The sequence below is a fragment of the Klebsiella sp. genome (assembly GCF_027492335.1).
GTDB classification, from domain to species: domain Bacteria; phylum Pseudomonadota; class Gammaproteobacteria; order Enterobacterales; family Enterobacteriaceae; genus Klebsiella; species Klebsiella huaxiensis.
On record NZ_JAPUEW010000100.1, the window covers coordinates 1 to 21229 of the forward strand.

At 49.8% G+C, this 21229-nt stretch carries 19 protein-coding genes; 8 read left to right on the plus strand and 11 right to left on the minus strand.

Annotation, left to right across the window (positions count from 1 at the left end; genetic code table 11):
* Positions 1–124 precede the first annotated feature (124 nt).
* A complete protein-coding gene (gene mobB, locus QVF11_RS27975; protein ID WP_112216914.1) occupies positions 125–634 on the minus strand; it encodes a molybdopterin-guanine dinucleotide biosynthesis protein MobB in 510 nt (169 codons plus the stop codon).
* A complete protein-coding gene (gene mobA, locus QVF11_RS27980; RefSeq protein WP_112216913.1) occupies positions 631–1212 on the minus strand; it encodes a molybdenum cofactor guanylyltransferase MobA in 582 nt (193 codons plus the stop codon). The genes mobB and mobA overlap by 4 nt, the downstream gene beginning before the upstream one ends.
* A 71-nt stretch (positions 1213–1283) precedes the next feature.
* Here mobA and QVF11_RS27985 point away from each other — a divergent pair, with 71 nt between their 5' ends.
* The 3 genes from QVF11_RS27985 (at position 1284) to dsbA (ending at position 3266) form a co-directional block, all read left to right on the plus strand.
* A complete protein-coding gene (locus tag QVF11_RS27985; protein ID WP_110276062.1) occupies positions 1284–1553 on the plus strand; it encodes a YihD family protein in 270 nt (89 codons plus the stop codon).
* Positions 1554–1628: 75 nt separating this feature from the next.
* The gene (locus QVF11_RS27990) at positions 1629–2615 is read left to right on the plus strand and encodes a serine/threonine protein kinase (RefSeq protein ID WP_287861091.1); all 987 of its coding nucleotides are present in this window, start codon (positions 1629–1631) and stop codon (positions 2613–2615) included.
* A 27-nt stretch (positions 2616–2642) separates the two neighbouring features.
* On the plus strand, positions 2643–3266 hold the full coding sequence (dsbA, locus tag QVF11_RS27995) for a thiol:disulfide interchange protein DsbA (protein ID WP_110276064.1): 624 nt from the start codon (positions 2643–2645) through the stop codon (positions 3264–3266).
* A 50-nt stretch (positions 3267–3316) separates the two neighbouring features.
* On the opposite strand, the gene QVF11_RS28000 is transcribed toward dsbA, so the two are convergent.
* Complete coding sequence (locus QVF11_RS28000) at positions 3317–4213, minus strand: acyltransferase (RefSeq protein WP_287861094.1); 897 nt, start codon at positions 4211–4213, stop codon at positions 3317–3319.
* Between the two features lie 396 nt (positions 4214–4609).
* Here QVF11_RS28000 and polA point away from each other — a divergent pair, with 396 nt between their 5' ends.
* Both polA and spfP read left to right on the plus strand, forming a co-directional pair.
* Positions 4610–7399 (plus strand): DNA polymerase I, encoded by a 2790-nt coding sequence (gene polA / locus QVF11_RS28005; protein ID WP_142513268.1) that lies wholly within the window; start codon positions 4610–4612, stop codon positions 7397–7399.
* 164 nt (positions 7400–7563) lie between these two features.
* Positions 7564–7611, plus strand: coding sequence for a small protein SpfP (gene spfP, locus QVF11_RS28770; RefSeq protein ID WP_071892919.1), 48 nt, complete (start codon positions 7564–7566; stop codon positions 7609–7611).
* Positions 7612–7748: 137 nt separating this feature from the next.
* Here spfP and yihA read toward each other — a convergent pair whose 3' ends face one another.
* The gene (gene yihA, locus QVF11_RS28010) at positions 7749–8381 is read right to left on the minus strand and encodes a ribosome biogenesis GTP-binding protein YihA/YsxC (RefSeq protein ID WP_110276067.1); all 633 of its coding nucleotides are present in this window, start codon (positions 8379–8381) and stop codon (positions 7749–7751) included.
* Between the two features lie 583 nt (positions 8382–8964).
* On the opposite strand from yihA, the gene yihI reads away from it, so the two are divergent.
* Positions 8965–9471 (plus strand): Der GTPase-activating protein YihI, encoded by a 507-nt coding sequence (gene yihI / locus QVF11_RS28015; RefSeq protein WP_110276068.1) that lies wholly within the window; start codon positions 8965–8967, stop codon positions 9469–9471.
* 188 nt (positions 9472–9659) lie between these two features.
* Positions 9660–11033 (plus strand): oxygen-independent coproporphyrinogen III oxidase, encoded by a 1374-nt coding sequence (gene hemN / locus QVF11_RS28020; protein ID WP_287861098.1) that lies wholly within the window; start codon positions 9660–9662, stop codon positions 11031–11033.
* 37 nt (positions 11034–11070) lie between these two features.
* Here hemN and QVF11_RS28025 read toward each other — a convergent pair whose 3' ends face one another.
* From QVF11_RS28025 to glnA, 4 genes are all read right to left on the minus strand, one after another.
* Positions 11071–11181, minus strand: coding sequence for a YshB family small membrane protein (locus QVF11_RS28025; RefSeq protein WP_110276071.1), 111 nt, complete (start codon positions 11179–11181; stop codon positions 11071–11073).
* A 110-nt stretch (positions 11182–11291) separates the two neighbouring features.
* Positions 11292–12701 (minus strand): nitrogen regulation protein NR(I), encoded by a 1410-nt coding sequence (gene glnG, locus QVF11_RS28030; protein WP_110276072.1) that lies wholly within the window; start codon positions 12699–12701, stop codon positions 11292–11294.
* An 8-nt stretch (positions 12702–12709) separates the two neighbouring features.
* Positions 12710–13759 carry a nitrogen regulation protein NR(II) gene (glnL, locus tag QVF11_RS28035; protein ID WP_110276073.1) on the minus strand — a complete coding sequence of 350 codons (1050 nt, stop codon included), beginning with the start codon at positions 13757–13759 and terminating at the stop codon, positions 12710–12712.
* Between the two features lie 188 nt (positions 13760–13947).
* Positions 13948–15357: a glutamate--ammonia ligase gene (gene glnA, locus QVF11_RS28040; protein ID WP_112216906.1), complete on the minus strand. Its 1410-nt coding sequence runs from the start codon at positions 15355–15357 to the stop codon at positions 13948–13950.
* 379 nt (positions 15358–15736) lie between these two features.
* Between glnA and typA the strand changes: the two genes are divergently transcribed.
* A complete protein-coding gene (gene typA, locus QVF11_RS28045; protein WP_112216905.1) occupies positions 15737–17560 on the plus strand; it encodes a ribosome-dependent GTPase TypA in 1824 nt (607 codons plus the stop codon).
* A 60-nt stretch (positions 17561–17620) separates the two neighbouring features.
* On the opposite strand, the gene ompL is transcribed toward typA, so the two are convergent.
* From ompL to QVF11_RS28060, 3 genes are all read right to left on the minus strand, one after another.
* A complete protein-coding gene (ompL, locus tag QVF11_RS28050) occupies positions 17621–18313 on the minus strand; it encodes a porin OmpL (RefSeq protein ID WP_142513266.1) in 693 nt (230 codons plus the stop codon).
* Positions 18314–18399: 86 nt separating this feature from the next.
* Complete coding sequence (locus QVF11_RS28055) at positions 18400–19782, minus strand: MFS transporter (protein ID WP_112216903.1); 1383 nt, start codon at positions 19780–19782, stop codon at positions 18400–18402.
* Positions 19783–19828: 46 nt separating this feature from the next.
* Positions 19829–21211, minus strand: a complete 1383-nt coding sequence (locus QVF11_RS28060) for an MFS transporter (protein ID WP_142513264.1) — start codon at positions 21209–21211, stop codon at positions 19829–19831.
* Positions 21212–21229: the final 18 nt, after the last annotated feature.

Genomic DNA, 21229 nt, shown 5'->3' on the forward strand with positions numbered 1-21229 from the left:
AGGCATTAATTAAGTGAAGAGCCCATCCGTCAGGATGGGCTTTTTGCGTTTTTATAGTCCGCAAATATCGATAGATATATCAGGATAATTGCACATGGCTATATCTGAAATATCTATCGGATGCTTATTTAGGCCTCTTTAACCACTGCATAATAAAAGTGACTATCTGCTGAATATCATTTAGATCTAACAGTGGAAGTGATGTTTCGACAGGAATATCGCTGGCTATCGCAATCACGTGCTCATCAAACACCAACTCTTCTACGCTATGTCCGTTGTTTTGCCGATAAAGTAGAATTTTTGGCACAGATTCATGCTTAAAACCTTCAACTAGCACTAAATCTAACGTTGATGCGTCCATTCTGCTTACCAGCCAGACAAGGTCCAGAGTTGGTTCATCAGGTGTTTCCGTCATTAATGCCCAGCGCTGTGAACTGGCGACAATAGTCTGTGCAGCTCCGGCTTTACGTAGCTCATAGCTATCTTTGCCGGGTTTATCCACGTCCATATCATGGTGAGTATGTTTAATGAGCCCCGGGCGTAGACCTTCAGTACATAATGCCGGGATCAGCGCCTTCAACAACGTTGTTTTACCTGTACCGCTCCAGGCAGCGATAGCCAAAAGAGGTATCATGATGGCACCTGCATACTCTGCAAATCGTTAAGAGTGTTTACGTTAATAAAGGCTGATTTTACATCGCTGAAATCAACACTATGCCCACCAATCTTACGCATGAATACCATTACTCGCCGCTCTCCCCCGGCCAGATAGATTTCCAGTTCTGCAATCACCTCTTGATTAACTAAAGCAATAGCTGGATGGTCGCGCTCACCATCATGAACCCAAACGGCCGGGGATGATTTTTTCTGCTGTATTAAGCGCTCGGCAAGAAATGAGGGAATAAATGGCGTATCGCACGGGCAAAACAAAAACCACTCGCTCTCGATTTGTTGCATAACGGAGAGCATCCCGGCCAGTGGGCCAGGGAAGTCGTTCAGGCTGTCGGTAATAATCGGGTAGCCGCTCCCTTGCCAGCTATCAAGATTGCGGTTAGCGCTAATCACCAGGTTTGTTACCTGAGTTTCTAGCGAGTCGGCGACGTGACGCCACAAGGCTTTACCATTTAGCTGCTGCAATCCTTTATCTATCCCCCCCATGCGTGTGGCTCTTCCTCCCGCCAGCACAACACCGGTTATTACCCTGCCTTGCATATCAATATCGCCTCTTTCATTGTGGGATTGTCCCTGCTAACGTGTCTTTATCTAGAGTAAGGAGCATTACTATGAAATGTAAACGTCTGAATGAAGTCATTGAACTCCTCCAACCTGCCTGGCAGAAAGAACCTGAACTAAATTTGATTCAATTCTTGCAAAAACTGGCCAAAGAGGCCGGTTATACGGGGGAATTAAGCGATCTTTCCGACGATATTCTGATTTATCATCTGAAAATGCGCGACTCGACAAAAGAGGCCGTTATTCCCGGTATTCAGAAAGATTATGAAGAAGACTTCAAAACCGCATTGCTTCGCGCTCGCGGAGTCATTAAAGAGTAAAAGGTTGTAAGCGCTGCCACGGAACAGGCTATGAGATGATATCCTGAATCATTCGCACGATTATCGGATGTCAGGATGCACGATAAGGCTTTCAATTTTCAGACGCTTCACCCGGATACCATCATTGATGGTTTGTTTGATCTGGGTATGCGGGTGGAATCTGGGCTCACCCCGCTTAACAGCTATGAGAACCGCGTTTACCAGTTTCAGGACGAAGATCGCCACCGCTATGTGGTGAAGTTCTATCGTCCTGAACGCTGGTCTGCAGAACAAATCCTCGAAGAACATCAGTTTACCCTTCAACTCATGCAGGATGATGTTCCCGTTGCGGCGCCATTATCTTTCCATGAAAGTACGCTTCACCAGCACCAGGGGTTCTTCTTTGCCGTTTTCCCAAGCCTGGGTGGACGTCAGTTTGAGGCGGATAATCTCGATCAGATGGAATGGGTTGGACGCTATCTTGGCCGTATGCATCAAACGGGTCGCAAGCAGCGTTTTGTCGCTCGCCCGGAGATTGGTACTAATGAATATCTCCTTGAGCCACGCCAGGTCTTTGAGATCTCTCCGTTGATTCCTGCTGGTCTGAAAGAGGCCTTTCTCAGCGCTACCGATAAACTGATTGATGCTGTAATGGCACAATGGCACGGGAACGCTAATATCTTACGTTTGCACGGTGACTGCCATGCCGGAAATATCCTCTGGCGTGATGGCCCTCTGTTTGTTGATTTAGATGATGCGCGTAATGGTCCCGCTATCCAGGATCTCTGGATGCTGTTAAATGGTGATAAAGCCGAGCAGCGGATGCAGCTTGAGATGATCATTGAAGCCTATGAAGAGTTCAGCTCTTTTAATACGGATGAAATCGCTCTCATCGAACCTTTACGTGCGATGCGGTTAGTTTATTATCTGGCGTGGTTGCTCAGACGCTGGAATGATCCTGCTTTCCCTATAAATTTCCCATGGTTAACCGGGGAAGATTACTGGCGCGGGCAGACAATAACTTTTCTTGAGCAGGTGAAGGTTCTGCAGGAACCCCCTCTTCAGTTAACGCCAATGTATTAATGTGAAATATCCAGGAGAGAATTAATCATGAACAAAATTTGGCTGGCGCTGGCTGGTATGATTCTGGCTTTTAGTGCATCCGCTGCCCAGATCACCGACGGTAAGCAGTACATCACTCTCGACAAGCCAGTTGCTGGCGAGCCTCAGGTGCTCGAGTTCTTCTCGTTCTACTGCCCCCATTGCTATCAGTTTGAAGAAGTACTTCATGTGTCAGATAATGTGAAGAAAAAGCTGCCTGAAGGCGTCAAGATGACTAAATACCACGTTGAGTTCCTGGGCCCATTGGGCAAGGATCTGACTCAGGCGTGGGCTGTGGCGATGGCGCTGGGCGTGGAAGACAAGATTACTGTTCCAATGTTTGAAGCGGTACAGAAAACCCAGTCCGTCCAGACCGTGGCCGATATCCGTAAAATCTTTGTTGATTCTGGTGTGAAAGGCGAAGAGTACGATGCGGCGTGGAACAGCTTCGTGGTGAAATCTCTGGTTGCTCAGCAAGAAAAAGCCGCTGCTGATTTCCAACTGCAGGGCGTACCCGCGATGTACGTTAACGGAAAATATCAGATTAACCCGCAAGGGATGGATACCAGCAACATGGACGCATTTGTTGCTCAGTATGCCGATACTGTTAAGCAGTTAGTTGAGAAGAAATAAAAAAACAAACGCCGGTCATTGACCGGCGTTGTTCTTTTCAGCGACTAAAATCATTTTTTCTGCCGCATTATTTCCGTCAGTTGACGATCCTTTTCTTCCCACAGCATATTTAACCAACGCTGGAAGTGGCGCTTAAAGTTTTTATCATTCACATAGTCGCCATGTAGATCTTCAGCTACAGGCTCCAGATTTATTCGCACCACAATCCGCGTCAATCGACCACTTAGCATGTCGTAAAATGGCCTGTGGTTGTTCTCTGGGTAACATAACGTCACGTTGAGCAGCTTATCAAACTGCGATCCCAGCACGCCCAATGCCATAGCGATACCCGCAGCTTTTGGGGGTAATAAGTTATTGTAAGGTGAGCGAGTCTGACGCTGTTTTTCTTCAGTAAAACGTGAACCTTCGACAAAGTTAACGATAGTCGTTGGGTGGACGCGGAATTTCTCGCAGGAACGACGGGTGGTTTCAACATCTTTACCGCGACGTTCTGGATGACGAATTAAATAACCACGTGAGTAACGGCGCATAAACGGCATGTCCAGGGCCCAGCAAGCAAGACCAATGAACGGTACCCAGGCTAGCTGCTGTTTGAGAAAGTATTTATTCATTGGGATATGTTTGCGAAACAGCACACAGAGCACCACGATATCAGCCCAACTGTGATGGTTGCTGATAAGTAAATACCAGTTTCTCTTGTTCAGGCCTTCAATACCTTGAACATCCCATTTTAACCACGGATTAAGATGTAGCAGTAGTGCCAACCCTTCACACCAGCAATACATCATGAAGTTGCAGAAAACAGATATCGAGCGCCAGACCGCAGGAATCGGCACAAGAAGTTTAATCAGTCCGGCGATGATTATCGGCACCGAGCAGATTATAGTGACTAAGATAGTAAGGGCGATACTCAGCAGAAGGGTTATCGCAGCGAGTAATCTCGACATAGTTAGTTTATTCAGAAAGTTAGGCTGACAAAAAACGCATTTAAACAGCGCAAGGGACTGATTTTATCAGAAAATACAGCAAATAACGGGTCTTACCAGAGCAGAAAAATTTCCGGATCTTATATCCACATGGAGTATTGAGTCATCAAAATGACATTACGATAAAATATATAACGTTAACTAAATGATAAATATGAATTAATTATTTAAAGGGCTATTTTGTTAAGAGTTGCCCAGCTATCATTTTAAAACTATGCACAAAGTTATCCACAGATTAAGTTGTGCAATGATCGTGGAGATCAATGAATCTTTTCGATGAAATAGGGGAAAAATTCAGGATTTTATGCCCGTCTGTGGCATCCTTTACCCATAATCTGATAAACAGGCACGGAAATTATGGTTCAGATCCCAGAAAACCCCCTCATCCTCGTTGACGGCTCCTCTTACCTTTACCGGGCATATCACGCTTTTCCCCCGCTGACTAACAGCGCTGGTGAACCGACTGGCGCAATGTACGGCGTACTGAATATGCTGCGAAGCCTGATCCTACAGTATCAACCGACTCATGCAGTCGTGGTTTTTGATGCCAAAGGGAAGACTTTCCGTGATGAATTATTTGAGCACTATAAATCTCATCGTCCACCGATGCCGGACGATCTGCGTGCGCAGATCGAGCCGTTGCATACCATGGTTAAGGCGATGGGCTTACCTCTGATGGCTGTTCCGGGCGTTGAAGCTGATGATGTGATCGGTACACTGGCGCGTGAAGCTGAAAAGGCAGGTCGTCCAGTGCTGATTAGCACGGGTGATAAAGATATGGCTCAGTTAGTTACGCCGGGTATTACCCTGATTAACACGATGACTAACACTATTCTTGGTCCGGATGAAGTCGTCACAAAATACGGCGTTCCACCTGAACTGATCATTGATTTCCTTGCTCTCATGGGTGACTCCTCGGACAACATTCCTGGTGTTCCTGGGGTCGGCGAAAAGACCGCGCAGGCGTTGCTACAGGGGCTGGGTGGGCTTGATACCCTGTATGCTGAGTCTGAGAAAATCGCCGGCCTGAGCTTCCGCGGATCTAAAACGATGGCGGCGAAGCTAGAACAGAATAAAGAGGTTGCGTATCTCTCTTATCAGCTGGCGACGATTAAAACGGATGTTGAACTGGATTTGAGCTGTGAGGAACTGCTCGTTGAGCAACCCGCAGCGGATGAACTGCTGACGCTGTTTAAAAAGTATGAATTCAAACGCTGGATAACCGATGTTGAGTCCGGTAAATGGATGCAGGCAAAAGGCGTTAAACCTACCGCGAAACCAGTCGAAGTGGCGGCAGATGCTGCAGATGCTGAAGAAGAGACGGCGGCAACGCTCTCCTCTGAAAACTATGTCACGATTCTTGATGAAGAAACACTGACGACGTGGATCGAAAAACTGAAGAAAGCGCCGCTTTTTGCTTTTGATACCGAAACTGACAGCCTTGATAATGTATCCGCCAATATGGTCGGCCTGTCATTCGCCGTTGAGCCAGGCATCGCAGCTTATGTACCGGTTGCTCATGACTATCTGGATGCGCCGGATCAGATCCCGCGCGACCGCGTGCTGGAACTGCTGAAGCCCTTACTGGAAAACGATAAGGCTCTTAAGGTAGGACAGAACCTCAAATATGATCGCGGTATTCTGGCTAACTATGACATTGAGCTGCGCGGTATTGCCTTTGATACCATGCTGGAGTCCTACATTCTTGACAGCGTAGCGGGCCGCCATGATATGGATAGCCTTTCCGATCGCTGGTTGAAGCACAAAACCATTACTTTTGAAGAGATTGCCGGCAAGGGTAAAAATCAGCTCACCTTTAATCAAATCGCACTGGAAGAAGCTGGTCGTTACGCGGCGGAAGATGCTGACGTGACTCTGCAACTGCATTTGAAGATGTGGCCAAAGCTTCAGCAGAATGAAGGCCCGCTGAACATCTTTAAAAATATAGAAATGCCGTTGGTGCCAGTGCTCTCTCGCGTTGAGCGTAATGGCGTGAAGATTGACCCAGCCGTGCTGCATGCGCATTCTCAGGAAATCGCCAAGCGCCTGATTGAGTTGGAGAAGAAGGCATATGATATTGCAGGAGAAGAGTTTAACCTCTCTTCGCCTAAGCAGCTGCAAACCATCCTGTTTGAAAAGCAAGGGATTAAACCACTGAAGAAGACGCCGGGCGGCGCTCCGTCTACGTCGGAAGAGGTGTTGGAAGAGCTGGCTCTGGATTATCCGCTGCCAAAAGTTATCCTTGAATATCGTGGTCTGGCAAAACTCAAATCCACTTATACCGATAAGCTGCCGCTGATGATCAGCCCGAAAACGGGTCGCGTGCATACATCTTATCACCAGGCGGTTACTGCAACGGGACGCCTGTCATCTACCGATCCGAACCTGCAGAACATTCCGGTACGTAACGAAGAAGGACGCCGTATTCGTCAGGCGTTTATTGCTCCGCAAGATTATCTCATTGTCTCCGCCGACTACTCGCAAATTGAATTGCGCATTATGGCGCACCTGTCGCGTGATAACGGCCTGCTAACCGCGTTTGCGGAGGGGAAAGATATCCACCGCGCTACTGCGGCAGAGGTTTTTGGTTTGCCGCTTGAAAGCGTGAGCAGCGAACAGCGACGCAGCGCAAAGGCTATCAACTTTGGCCTGATTTACGGGATGAGCGCATTTGGCCTTGCGCGACAGCTCAATATTCCGCGTAAAGAAGCGCAGAAATATATGGATCTCTACTTTGAGCGCTATCCAGGTGTGCTGGATTATATGGAACGTACCCGTGCGCAGGCAAAAGAGCAGGGATATGTTGAAACGCTCGATGGCCGCCGACTCTACTTGCCGGACATTAAATCCAGCAACGGTGCACGTCGCGCTGGTGCTGAGCGTGCGGCAATCAACGCGCCGATGCAGGGAACTGCTGCGGATATCATTAAACGCGCAATGATCGCTGTAGATGATTGGCTGTTAAGTGAAAAACCGCGAGTGCGTATGATCATGCAGGTACACGATGAATTAGTCTTCGAAGTTCATAAAGACGATTTAGATACGGTCGCGAAAAAGATCCACGAACTGATGGAAAGCAGCACGACGCTGGCAGTTCCGCTGCTGGTAGAAGTGGGTAGTGGGGAAAATTGGGATCAAGCGCACTAAGTGTTCAGTACATAAGGCCATTTTTTGTAAGTGAGTAACATAACTTATACCGTTTTGTGATGATCATTTGAATTTGCTATGTAAAGACTGAAAATAAACTACAAAAATGCTTTATCCATAACGGAAACAAGAGTAGAGTTAAAGACGTAGGGTACAGAGGTAAGATGTTCTATCTTTCAGACCTTTTACTTCACGTAATCGGATTTGGCTGAATATTTTAGCCGCCCCGGTCATTTATGACCGGGGCGTTTTTTATTGCGTGAAAGAAAATTTTTTGCGTCTTGATATTGGCGAGGCAGGCTGCCCGGATAAGGCTCTGTATGCCCATACCCGGGAAAATTGACGATAATTACTCGCCGTCTTCAGGCTCTTCCTGAGGAGGAATGTCGTTATACCAGCTATCCAGTTTCTGACGCAGTTTATCTACGCCCTGCTTCTTCAGGGAAGAAAATGCTTCCACCTGCACATCACCATTAAATGCGATTACCGCTTCACGGACCTGGTTGAGCTGGGCTTTGCGCGCGCCACTGGCCAGCTTATCGGCTTTAGTCAGCAGCACAAGAACAGGGATATCGCTTTCGACGGCCCATAGGATCATCTGCTGATCGAGATCTTTAAGCGGGTGCCGGATATCCATCAGTATGACCAGCCCTTTCAGACACAGGCGTTTTTCCAGGTATTCACCCAGCGCCCGCTGCCATTTGATTTTCATCTCTTCAGGAACTTGAGCGTAACCATAGCCTGGCAGGTCGACCAGACGTTTTCCCTCAGCAACTTCAAACAGGTTAATGAGCTGCGTACGCCCAGGCGTCTTTGATGTACGAGCAAGGCTTTTCTGGTTAGTCAGCGTATTCAGGGCGCTGGATTTCCCTGCGTTAGAGCGGCCAGCGAATGCCACTTCGATACCGGTATCAGAAGGAAGATGGCGTATATCTGGTGCGCTAGTGACAAAATGCGTCAGTTGATAATTCCAGTTGGTCAAGACGGTCGTCTCCGTTAATCAGGCTATGGCGAGGATTATACCTGAACAATAGAAAAAGGCTGTTTTTACCGCAACTCACCGATGTGAGTAAAAACCACATGCTTTGTGAGACATTGGCCATTGTTGATATAAGACATTTGTGAGAAAAGCCTGATTAAAAATTCACTAACATTCTATAAATCATACAATTAAGTGAAGAGAAGATTCTGAAATTAGCATTTTTTATACAGTTGCTGGTTGTAGGTTTTTCTTAAACCAGTAAAGTAGCGGGCAAGGGCGAAGGAAGCTAACAGGATTAAGACTCAGGACGAGGTGTCAGGAAGCGCCAGGAGGCGAGGACTACGGATTGTCAGGATGACAGGCGTCTGGAGACGTTTTAAAAGGAAATGGATGTAACAGGGACTGTTGGTAGCTAAAGGAAAGACAGGGGTTGTCGTTAGCTAACATGGAAAGTAGAAACCCATTAAGGGTTGTCAGTGCGGAAAAAGGCGACAGAGTAATCTGTCGCCTTTTTTCTTTGCTTGCTTTCTGCTAGATTCCGCCTCAATTCTATACTGAAGAAAACGGCCTGAAGATTAACACCATGAAAAAACCGACATCTGTACCTCGTGGCAAAAAAAGTCGCAAAACGCGTGAAGAATTGAACCAGGAAGCTCGCGATCGTAAGCAGCAGAAGAAACATCGCGGTCATGCGGCAGGAAGTCGTGCGACCGGTGGTGATGCCGCCTCTGCAGGTAAAAAACAAGGCCAACAGCAAGATCCGCGCATTGGCAGCAAAAAACCGATCCCGCTGGGTGTGACAGAGAATGCCCCAGTGATTAAGCAGCATAAACCGAAGAGCGAGAAACCTATGCTTTCACCGCAGGCTGAGCTGGATTTGCTGGAGAACGATGAGCGCCTGGACGCGCTGCTGGAACGTCTGGAAGAGGGCGGAACCTTGAATGCTGAAGAGCAGACCTGGGTTGATGCCAAACTGGACCGTATTGATGAACTGATGCAACAACTCGGCCTCTCCTACGATGATGACGAAGATGAGGAAGAGGAAGAACGCAAAGAAGATATGATGCGTTTACTGAAGGGCGGAAACTAACATTTGCACCCCATCGGATTCCCGGTCCTGCTTATAACCCTTTTGGTTATATGTTATCTGCTGTGGTTATTCGTTAAACTACGACGGTTGTCGCGGCGTCAGAAATGGCTGCGCAACCGGCTCATTACCCCTGATGTGGTTGGGCCGGAGCGGCGTACCCGCCGACGGCACCATCGGAAGGAGTGAGCATGTCTGTGCAGTTAATCGACTGGGATCTGGCCCTGATCCAAAAATATAACTATTCCGGGCCGCGTTATACTTCGTACCCCACCGCGCTGGAGTTTTCTCCGGAATTTGGCGCTGCTGAATTTGACGCAGCGGTAGCCCGTTATCCGCAGCGACCTCTATCGCTGTACGTGCATATCCCGTTTTGCCATAAGCTCTGCTATTTTTGTGGCTGCAATAAAATTGTTACCCGCCAGCAGCATAAAGCCGATCAGTATCTGGACGTCCTTGAGCAGGAGATTATCCATCGCGCGCCGCTTTTTGCGGGTCGCCAGGTTAACCAACTGCATTGGGGCGGCGGTACGCCGACATATTTAAATAAGGCGCAAATTAGCCGCCTGATGAGCCTGCTGCGTACGCATTTCAATTTTAACGCCGAGGCTGAGATTTCCATTGAAGTCGATCCGCGTGAAATTGAGCTTGATGTACTGGATCATTTACGCGCTGAAGGTTTCAACCGCTTGAGCATGGGCGTGCAGGATTTCAACAAAGAGGTGCAGCGCCTGGTGAACCGCGAGCAGGATGAAGAGTTTATCTTCGCCCTGCTCAACCACGCCCGAGAGATTGGCTTTACTTCTACCAATATCGATTTGATTTACGGACTGCCGAAGCAAACGCCAGAGAGCTTCGCTTTTACGCTCCGGCGTGTTGCTGAGCTAAATCCCGATCGTCTGAGCGTATTTAACTATGCGCATTTGCCGACGCTCTTCGCCGCGCAGCGCAAAATCAAAGATGCCGATTTACCTTCAGCAGAGCAGAAGCTGGATATCCTGCAGGAAACGATTGATTCGCTGACCGCTGCGGGATATCAGTTTATCGGTATGGACCACTTTGCTCGTCCGGACGATGAACTGGCGATAGCCCAACGTGAAGGTATTTTGCATCGCAACTTCCAGGGCTATACCACCCAAGGAGATTCCGATCTGCTGGGGCTGGGTGTTTCGGCGATCAGTATGATTGGCGACTGCTATGCGCAGAACCAAAAAGAGCTGAAGCAGTATTATCAGCAGATTGATGAAACCGGAACGGCTTTATGGCGTGGCATTGCGTTGACTCGCGATGACTGTATTCGTCGCGATGTCATTAAAGCGCTGATCTGCAATTTCCGTCTCGATTTCTCCGCTGTAGAAACGCAGTGGGACTTAGACTTCAATGGCTACTTCACTGAAGATATGAAACTGCTGGCGCCGCTGGCCAAAGACGGGCTGATGGATGTGGATGAGAAAGGGATTCAGGTGACGCCGAAAGGTCGGTTGCTGATTCGCAACATATGCATGTGCTTTGACGCATATTTGCGCCAGAAAGCGCGGATGCAGCAGTTTTCCCGCGTGATTTAATCTATTCACCCTCTCCTTGCCGGGAGAGGGTGAATTATCAGCTAAACAATCCAACCATCGCCGCACACAGAACAGCAGCTATTGCCGTCTGCGGGGTGTGACCGGCTGCGACACCGCTCGATATAATATTTATGAGTGATTCAAGCATGATTTCCCCCTGTCTTTCCGGGCACGATCATACTCAACGCATTTGAACAGTAAAGTACAAAATAGCAGCAGTTTGCGCTGGCAGACTATTTTTTACACGACACTGTTCTACTACTCCATTCCCAGTTCTTTTAGCTTACGTGTCAACGTATTACGGCCCCATCCCAGCAGGCGTGCTGCTTCTTGTTTATGCCCCTGAGTGTGGCGTAGCGCGGTGGTCAAGAGCGTGCGCTCCATCTCCGGCTGCGCTTCTGACAGCAGGTTTTGATGACCGGAACGTAAAGCGCGGTCAGCCCATTGCCCCAACAGCGTGGCCCAGCTATCCGGCAGCATTTGCGTCGGATTATCCGGTATCGCGGTTTCAAACAGCTCACTGGGAAGATCCTGGGTCAGAACCTCCTGGCCTGCCGCCATCACCGTCAGCCAACGACAGGTGTTCTCCAGTTGACGCACGTTACCCGGCCAGGCCAGCCGGGTTAACGCCATCTCCGTTTCCGGGTGCAGCAGCTTAGCTTCAACGCCGAGTTCACGAGCGGCAACTTGCAGGAAGTGGCGCGCCAGACGCGGAATATCTTCCCGACGCTCGCGTAGCGGCGGGAGATGGACGCGAATCACGTTCAGGCGGTGGAATAAGTCCTCGCGGAATTTTCCTTCCTGTACGCGCAGCTCAAGATTCTGGTGGGTGGCGGCGATAATGCGCACATCCACTTTCACCGGCGCATAGCCGCCTACGCGATAAAACTGGCCATCAGCCAGCACGCGCAGCAACCGAGTTTGTACGTCCAGCGGCATATCGCCGATTTCGTCGAGGAACAACGTGCCACCGTCTGCCTGTTCAAAACGCCCCTGGCGCACGGTATTCGCGCCCGTAAAGGCCCCTTTCTCGTGGCCGAACAGTTCTGATTCAATCAAGTCTTTGGGGATTGCCGCCATATTCAGCGCGATAAATGGTGCCTTGGCGCGCGGGCTGTGGCGGTGCAGAGCATGGGCAACCAGCTCTTTACCGGTACCGGACTCCCCGTTGATCAGCACGCTGATGGAGGAACGTGACAAGCGGCCTATAATGCGAAAAACGTCCTGCATTGCTGGCGCTTCGCCGATAATATCGGCCGCTGGGCTATTTATTGGCGCATTTCGCGGCTGCTGCTGTTCCTGATAATGGCTGATTGCGCGATCGACCAGCGCCACAGCTTCATCGATATCAAACGGTTTTGGCAGATAATCAAAGGCACCTTGCTGATAAGCGCTGACCGCCGCGTCCAGATCTGAATGCGCCGTCATTATGATGACCGGGAGCATCGGGTGACGCTGTTTAATTTGTTTCAGCAGCGCCAGTCCATCCATTCCCGGCATACGGATATCAGACAGCAGGACATCCGGGGTTTTGGTGGTGAGGGCATCAAGCACCTCGCTGCCGCTCTCAAACGTTGTACAACTCAAGCCAGCCCCGGTGAGCGCGCGTTCAAGCACCCAACGGATGGAGCTATCGTCATCAACGATCCATGCTATCCCTCGTTGCATAAACACCTCTACTTCCGAATAGGCAGGTATACCGAGAATTCGGTATGCCCTGGCCAACTGGTAAATTCAATTTTGCCGGAGTGCTGATCGATAAGGCTGCGGGCGATAGATAGCCCGAGGCCAGTACCGCCTTCGCGCCCGCTCACCATCGGATAAAACAGCGTATCCTGTAAGTGAGACGGTATTCCCGGGCCGTTATCTTCAACGTCAATACGTGCTGCAAGGCGGTAGCGAACCCCGTGCAGGGTCAGCTGGAACGCCGTACGGGTACGCAGGACTATCTCTCCGCCCTCAGGCCCCAGCGCTTGCAGCGCATTGCGTACGATATTCAGCAGCACTTGTTCAATTTGATCCGGGTCGTGTGGGAGTTCCGGCAGGCTTGGGTCGTAGTCACGAACCAGTTTGACGTTATCCGGCAACTCCATAGACACCAGCTTCACCACTCGCTCTGCAACCTTGTGAATGCTCTCTGTGACGTGCATTCCAGGATGCTGCGGTCCCAGCAGGCGGTCGACCAGATTTCTTAACCGATCGGCCTGTTCAATGATGACTTTGGTGTATTCCGTCAACGAAGGATCGGGCAGCGCTTTGCTCAGCAACTGTGCGGCACCGCGCAGGCCACCCAACGGGTTTTTAATCTCGTGGGCCAAACCGCGCACTAAGTCACGCGCGGCAATCTGCTGTGCGTGCTGAAGCTGTTCCTGGCTCAGACGTCGCTGATTATCCATCGGTGCCATTTCCAGCAAAATGTAGCCCTCAGGAAGGCGCTGTGCCGTCAGAGACAGGATATGCGACCGACCATCGATGACCAGCGTTACTTCGTTATCGGTAAAGCCCTGGCCCGCCTGCAGGCTCTCCTGCATGAGACCAATATTCAGCGAGAAATAGCTCAACAGCTCCGGGAGCGGAGTACCAAATAGCTTACGTGAGCTTTGCGCCAGCAACTGCTGTGCAGCCGGGTTCGCGTAATGCACCGCCAGGTCGTCATCGACCAGTAAGATACTGTTGATTAAAGAGTTAAGGATCTGCCCAGCATCGGGCAGTGTGCCTGTTGCCATCTGACAGTCTCCTGAATTAGAGTGCACTATTTTAGTGCAGTATAGCTTTTTATGAGTAAAAAGCTCATGAGATCAGCGCGTTGGTGGAGAAAAAAGCCCATCCTGAGATGGGCTGAAAGTTTCCACGGCAACAAAACATCCTCGGTACCCCACGCCACAACACGGAATACCGCGGATTTACAGCAAAATTAAACGCTGTAATACAGCTCGAACTCAACCGGGTGCGGAGTCATGCGTACACGGTCGTTCTCTTCAATACGCAGGGCGATGTAAGCATCGATTGCGTCGTTGGTGAATACGCCACCAGCGGTCAGGAATTCACGGTCAGCATCCAGTTCGTTCAATGCTTCTTCCAGAGAACCTGCAACCTGTGGGATCTCTTTCGCTTCTTCCGGCGGCAGATCGTACAGGTTTTTGTCCATCGCTTCGCCCGGATGGATTTTGTTCTTGATACCGTCAAGGCCAGCCATCAGCAATGCAGCAAAGCACAGGTACGGGTTAGCAGCCGGATCCGGGAAGCGGACTTCGATACGACGCGCTTTCGGAGAGGTCACTACCGGAATACGGATGGAAGCGGAGCGGTTACGGGCAGAGTAAGCCAGCATGACCGGTGCTTCGTAACCCGGGACCAGACGCTTGTAAGAGTTGGTGGTCGGGTTCGCCAGGGCATTAATGGCTTTAGCGTGCTTGATTACGCCGCCGATGTAGAACAGCGCTTGTTCAGACAGGCCTGCGTATTTGTCGCCGGAGAACAGGTTTACGCCGTTCTTGGACAGGGACATGTGGCAGTGCATACCGGAACCGTTATCGCCAAACATTGGTTTTGGCATAAAGGTCGCTGTTTTACCGAAACGGTGTGCGACGTTGTGCACAACATATTTGTAGATCTGAATTTCGTCCGCTTTTTTGGTCATAGTATTGAAGCGGGTAGCGATTTCGTTCTGACCTGCAGTTGCGACTTCGTGGTGGTGAGCTTCAACAACCAGGCCCATCTCTTCCATGATCATACACATGGTGGAACGGATATCCTGAGAAGAGTCTACTGGCGGAACCGGGAAATAACCGCCTTTCACGCCAGGACGGTGGCCTTTGTTGCCGCCTTCGTATTTGGTGGAGGAGTTCCATGCGCCTTCGATATCATCGATAGCAACGTGGGAACCGGAGATAGACGCACCAAAACGAATGTCGTCGAACAGGAAGAATTCTGGTTCTGGCCCGAACAGCACGGTATCCGCAATGCCGGTTGCGCGCAGGTATTCTTCCGCACGTTTGGCGATGGAGCGCGGGTCACGGTCATAGCCCTGCAGGGTGCCTGGTTCCAGGATATCGCAACGGATGATCAGCGTCGGTTCTTCGTAGAACGGGTCGATCAGCGCGGTAGTTGCGTCCGGCATCAGAACCATGTCGGATTCGTTAATACCTTTCCAGCCGCCAATCGAGGAGCCATCAAACATTTTGCCTTCTTCGAAGAATTCGGCATTTACCTGATGAGAAGGAATAGTAACGTGCTGTTCTTTACCTTTGGTATCGGTGAAGCGCAGATCGACAAACTTCACTTCGTGCTCGTTCAGCATCGTCAAAACGTGTTCAGCGGACATACTTAAACTCTCCCGGATTGGTCATTGTCGTCGTGGTAACGAAAACTTTCTAACTGCTTAAGGTGGCGTTGTTGCCTTAAAAAATATAAAGCGAAATCTGTGCCAACTTTTAAATTGCCCCCAAAAGGCGTTATCATGCACACCATCGTGCAAAAGGGCTGCACCATTATGAATGCATTGCACTATAATAGTGCAATTGTGTGAACATTGGGCACTTATTTGGTGCAATTGACCTTTAATAACCCTTTTAACGCTCCGTGAAAGCGGTCACAAAGAAACTCTGCAATACTTGTTTGCGGGGGATGTTTGTGATCCTGTTTTGTAGTGCGATTAATCCGTGTACAATAACGCGCTATTTCTAAATGCCTGAGGCAAAGTTGTGATCGAAAATTTGCGTAACATCGCCATCATCGCGCACGTTGACCATGGTAAAACTACCCTGGTTGATAAGCTGCTGCAGCAATCCGGTACGTTCGATGCGCGTGCCGAAACTCAAGAGCGTGTGATGGACTCCAACGATTTGGAGAAAGAGCGTGGGATTACCATCCTGGCTAAAAACACCGCTATCAAATGGAATGATTACCGTATCAACATCGTTGATACCCCGGGGCACGCCGACTTTGGTGGTGAAGTTGAACGTGTCATGTCCATGGTCGATTCCGTTCTGCTGGTCGTTGATGCAATGGATGGTCCGATGCCGCAGACGCGCTTCGTGACCAAAAAAGCCTTTGCTCATGGCCTGAAGCCAATTGTTGTTATCAACAAAGTTGACCGTCCGGGCGCACGCCCTGACTGGGTTGTCGATCAGGTATTCGACCTGTTCGTAAACCTCGACGCTACCGACGAACAGCTGGACTTCCCTATCGTTTACGCTTCTGCGCTGAACGGTATCGCGGGTCTGGATCACGAAGATATGGCTGACGATATGACTCCGCTGTATCAGACTATCGTCGATCGCGTACCGGCTCCGAACGTTGACCTTGATGGCCCGCTGCAGATGCAAATCTCCCAGCTGGACTACAACAACTACGTTGGCGTCATCGGCATCGGCCGCATCAAACGCGGTAAAGTGAAGCCGAACCAGCAGGTTACTATCGTTGATAGCGAAGGCAAAACCCGTAACGGTAAAGTCGGTAAAGTTCTGACCCATCTGGGTCTTGAGCGTATCGAGAGCGACGTTGCAGAAGCTGGCGATATCATCGCGATCACCGGTCTGGGCGAGCTGAACATCTCCGACACCATCTGCGATACGCAGAATGTTGAAGCGCTGCCGGCGCTGTCTGTTGATGAGCCGACCGTATCTATGTTCTTCTGCGTCAACACCTCTCCGTTCTGCGGTAAAGAAGGTAAGTACGTTACTTCTCGTCAGATCCTTGACCGTCTGAACAAAGAGCTGGTACATAACGTGGCGCTGCGCGTTGAAGAGACTCCGGATGCAGATGCATTCCGCGTTTCTGGTCGTGGCGAACTGCACTTGTCGGTTCTTATCGAGAACATGCGTCGTGAAGGTTTCGAGATGGCGGTTTCCCGTCCGAAAGTTATCTTCCGCGAAATCGATGGTCGTAAACAAGAGCCGTTCGAAAACGTCACGCTGGACGTCGAAGAGCAGCACCAGGGTTCTGTGATGCAGGCACTGGGTGAGCGTAAAGGCGACCTGAAAAACATGAATCCAGATGGCAAAGGCCGCGTACGTCTTGACTACGTGATCCCAAGCCGTGGTCTGATCGGCTTCCGTTCAGAATTCATGACCATGACTTCCGGTACCGGTCTGCTGTACTCCACCTTCAGCCATTACGACGACGTTCGTGCGGGTGATGTGGGTCAGCGTCAGAACGGTGTTCTGATCTCCAACGGCCAGGGTAAAGCAGTTGCGTTCGCACTGTTCAGCCTGCAGGACCGCGGTAAGCTGTTCCTGGGTCACGGTGCAGAAGTTTACGAAGGCCAGATCATCGGTATTCACAGTCGTTCTAACGACCTGACTGTAAACTGCCTGACCGGTAAGAAACTGACCAACATGCGTGCTTCCGGTACTGACGAAGCGACGACCCTGGTTCCGGCACTGAAAATGACGCTGGAGCAAGCTCTTGAGTTCATCGATGACGACGAACTGGTAGAAGTCACCCCGACTTCTGTCCGTATCCGTAAGCGTCATCTGACCGAGAACGATCGTAAACGCGCGATGCGTGGTTCTAAAGAAGATTAATTAATGCTTCTTGCTATGAAAAGCCGCTGATAATCAGCGGCTTTTTTTTGCTTAAAAAACTTAAAAGAAATACTTCACCCCAGCACGTATCTGGTTTTGTTCCCGGTGGTACGGCTCCACATTACGATCCAGCCAGCGTAGTTCAAAGTAAGGCAGCCAGTTTTGATTGATCCGATATCTGAAGGTATTGGTAATTTCCCAGTGATGGTCTTTACCGTTGCTACTATTAAAGTCATTCACCCGCGTAAAATAGTGTGGTTCAAAAGTATAAGAAAATTTATCGGTGATAATAAAATTCCAATAGGTACCTACTTCGTAGGTATCATTATTATCTTGCTCACCGTTTAAGTCAGTTGAGCTGTAGTTATTGTGATTATAGCGGTTACGCACGGTCAGATTAAACCACGGGGTAAATTTATAATTCACATCCAGATAAACCGCACCGCTGGAGCCAATGCTCTTGTCAGTAATTAACCCTCCCGGCTGAATCGTTAATTTATCCGTTGGTCTGAATAGCGGATACCAGCCTTCGATTTCGTTATAGCCATGCTTTAACTCATCCTTGCGTTGCAGAGTATAGGTGTTGGTGAGCATCAGGCCAGCGCCCATATCAAAGTTATAGCCAACGCGCAGCATGACCTCCATCTGATCGGATGCGAGGTTATATGCTTCACGGTTTTCCACGTAGGCACCGGCAAAAACAGAGGTAGAGATAACAGAGGTTAACAGAAGTATCGCGTTTATTTTTTTCATAATAAATCCATTTTTTAACGTAGGGGAGCCGCTATCCATTAAAATGGATAGAGCGGCAATAATTAAAAAAGAAGTCTTTTAGTTATTCACAATACTGGGTTGTGTTGTTTTTTTCGTTGGCCAATTTCCTCAATAATAAAGGCAAAACGGCTTTCGTTGAGCTTATAAAAGAAGCCCATAGTGAATGCCGCGATAATCGCCAGACCGCAGGGCCAGAGGAAAATAAGCTGACGTAAACCGAGCAGCGTAGTTTCACTTTGCGCAATATTGGGGATATAACCAATTTGCGTCAGCATAATACCTGGCAAGAACCCAGCAAGCGCTGCGGAAATTTTTCGTGAAAAGGTATAACCAGTATAAACCGACCCTTCCGCACGAATACCCGTTTTCCACTCACCGTAATCAACCGTATCCGGAACCAGCGCCCAGTTCAGGCTGTTAACGAAGGCAGTGCCAAAGAAGGCCATGCAGGAGAATGTCACAAATAAAAATGATGTACTTCCCCAGAAAAAGTTCAGCACATCGCCTATGGCCCACAATGCCAGTCCACCCAGGTAAACCTGCTTTTTACCGAAGCGCTTCACCGTTGTGGGGACAAGAAAAACGCCCACCAGAATACATCCCATACTGAAAAAACCCATCCATGACAGCAGATGGATATCGTTCAGAACGTACTGGGTGTAATAGACCTGAATCGCCAGCTTGATGTTAAATGCCGCCAGCGTACATAGGTTAGCAATACACAGCACCAGCAGAGGAGGGTTACGGAAAATCGCGCAGAACGACTTGAGAATACTGGGTTTATGATGATCCGGTACGATTTCAATATAGCGCTCTTTCACCCCGCTAAAGCACCACCACATGCTGAATAACCCGCAAACGGAGAAGATCAGCGCAGCAATCAGATAGCCAAGCGAAGGTGAACTTGTAAAAAGCGCCTGAATGGGCATAAAGCCAACGGTACACAGTAACAGGCCCAGGGTTGCGCCGCCCTGTCGCCACGCAGCGAGTTCTGCGCGCTGGTGCGGGTTTTTAGTGATGGCGGGAACCATCGCCCCGTAAGAGCAGTTCATCAGGCTATAGAACAGGCCGAACAACATAAACAGCACCGTTGCCAGCCCCGTTTTCACCGTTAGCGTAAAATCTGTCGCTAAAAACTGCGCTGTGGCGACCAGCGCGACGGGGAATGAGGCATACAGAATAAAAGGCCTGAATTTCCCCTTTGCGCCGATATTACGCCGCGAGTCCAGTAATACGCCGGTTAGCATATCGGTAAAGGCGGTGAAGAACTTCGCTACCAGAAAGATGATCCCGCCGTAATATGCAGGCATCCCTAGTTCATCGGTATAAAATTTAAGCAGATACAGCGTGCCGATACACAGCATCAAATTTGAGCCGAAGTCACCCACGCCATAGGCGCATTTTTCCCGTAGGCTCAGTTTTAACGTTAGCGGATCATGGTCAGACATAATCGCTCCTCAGTAGCGCCCTGAAGGGCGCTATTCATTATTTTTATCAGACAGGTTGTTTACGGGCTTCTATCTCTTCAACGATGCGGACATACATCTTCTCGTTAAGGTTGTAGAAACAACCCATCGCCACGATGGTGATCACCGCTAGCGCGCACGGATAAATAAAAATCAGCTGGCGTAAGCCTTCGACGGTACCCGCCGATTGCACCACGTTGGGCACGTAGCCAATCTGGGTCAGCATCCAGCCGGGGAAGAAGCCAGCCAGCGCCTGCGACACTTTGCGAAAGAAGGTAAACCCGGTGTACACCGTACCTTCAGAACGCACGCCGGTGCGCCATTCGCCATATTCCACTGTGTCGGAGACCAGCGCCCAGTTCAGACTGTTGACGAACGCCGAACCAAAGAAGGCCAGGCAGGAGAAAGCAACAAAACTGACCGATCCGCCGCCAAAGAAGTAGTTGAGCAGATCGCCCGCTACCCAAATCAGCAGGCCGCCGATATAGACCTTTTTCTTACCAAAGCGTCTCACCATTCCCGGCATCAGGAATACGCCGATAAAGATACAGCCCATACTGAAGAAGCCCATCCAGGAGAGGAGGATTGGGTCGTTCAGGACGTACTGGGTGTAATAGACCTGGATCGCTAGCTTGACGTTAAACGCACCGAGCGTACAGAGGTTGGCAATGCACAGAATAAACAGCGGGCGGTTACCGGCGATGGCGCGGAAGGATTGCAGTAATCCCGGCTTTTGCGCCGCATCAACGGGCTTAACTTCGACGTAGCGCTCTTTAACTCCTGCATAGCACAGCCACATAAACAGCAGGCCGAACAGGGAGAACAGCGTGGCGGCGAAAATATAACCCAGTTGCGAGTTGCCTTCGATCAGGTTCATCACCGGCACAAAGCCGACGGTGCACAGCAGCAGGCCGAGCGTGGCGCCACCCTGACGCCAGGCGGCAAGCGAAGCGCGCTCATCCGGGTTTTTCGTTATCGCGGGTACCATCGCGCCGTAAGAGCAGTTCATCATGCTGAAGAACAGTCCGTACAGCATAAACAGCACCGTTGCCATCACCGTTTTGCCGGTGATTTCAAACGGCGTGCCGACAAAGTTAGCGATAGCCAGAAGCGTAACCGGGAAAGCTGCGTAAATCAGGAATGGACGGAATTTACCCTTCGGACCAATTTTACGCCGCGAATCGAGCATAATCCCGGTGCCCATATCGGTAAACGCGGTAAAAAACTTGGCGATAAGGAAAATAATACCGCCGTAAGTTCCTGGTAATCCAAGAACATCGGTATAAAACTTGAGTAAATAGAGCGTACCGATATCCAGAAGAATATTGGAACCTAAATCGCCCATCCCATAGGCTAGTTTTTCTTTAAAAGGCAAGCGCAGGGTTGCCGGATTAGCTGAATTTTGACTCATTGTTATTCTCCGTTTGCC

Bases quoted from the DNA above. Each gene is read 5' to 3' on its own strand.
- hemN (WP_287861098.1), top strand. From the start codon at position 9,660: ATGTCTGTGCAGTTAATCGACTGGGATCTGGCCCTGATCCAAAAATAT.
- QVF11_RS27985 (WP_110276062.1), top strand. From the start codon at position 1,284: ATGAAATGTAAACGTCTGAATGAAGTCATTGAACTCCTCCAACCTGCC.
- QVF11_RS28000 (WP_287861094.1), bottom strand. From the start codon at position 4,213: ATGTCGAGATTACTCGCTGCGATAACCCTTCTGCTGAGTATCGCCCTT.
- polA (WP_142513268.1), top strand. From the start codon at position 4,610: ATGGTTCAGATCCCAGAAAACCCCCTCATCCTCGTTGACGGCTCCTCT.
- mobA (WP_112216913.1), bottom strand. From the start codon at position 1,212: ATGCAAGGCAGGGTAATAACCGGTGTTGTGCTGGCGGGAGGAAGAGCC.
- dsbA (WP_110276064.1), top strand. From the start codon at position 2,643: ATGAACAAAATTTGGCTGGCGCTGGCTGGTATGATTCTGGCTTTTAGT.
- glnL (WP_110276073.1), bottom strand. From the start codon at position 13,759: ATGGCAACAGGCACACTGCCCGATGCTGGGCAGATCCTTAACTCTTTA.
- glnG (WP_110276072.1), bottom strand. From the start codon at position 12,701: ATGCAACGAGGGATAGCATGGATCGTTGATGACGATAGCTCCATCCGT.
- yihI (WP_110276068.1), top strand. From the start codon at position 8,965: ATGAAAAAACCGACATCTGTACCTCGTGGCAAAAAAAGTCGCAAAACG.
- mobB (WP_112216914.1), bottom strand. From the start codon at position 634: ATGATACCTCTTTTGGCTATCGCTGCCTGGAGCGGTACAGGTAAAACA.
- ompL (WP_142513266.1), bottom strand. From the start codon at position 18,313: ATGAAAAAAATAAACGCGATACTTCTGTTAACCTCTGTTATCTCTACC.
- QVF11_RS28055 (WP_112216903.1), bottom strand. From the start codon at position 19,782: ATGTCTGACCATGATCCGCTAACGTTAAAACTGAGCCTACGGGAAAAA.
- QVF11_RS27990 (WP_287861091.1), top strand. From the start codon at position 1,629: ATGCACGATAAGGCTTTCAATTTTCAGACGCTTCACCCGGATACCATC.
- QVF11_RS28025 (WP_110276071.1), bottom strand. From the start codon at position 11,181: ATGCTTGAATCACTCATAAATATTATATCGAGCGGTGTCGCAGCCGGT.
- QVF11_RS28060 (WP_142513264.1), bottom strand. From the start codon at position 21,211: ATGAGTCAAAATTCAGCTAATCCGGCAACCCTGCGCTTGCCTTTTAAA.
- glnA (WP_112216906.1), bottom strand. From the start codon at position 15,357: ATGTCCGCTGAACACGTTTTGACGATGCTGAACGAGCACGAAGTGAAG.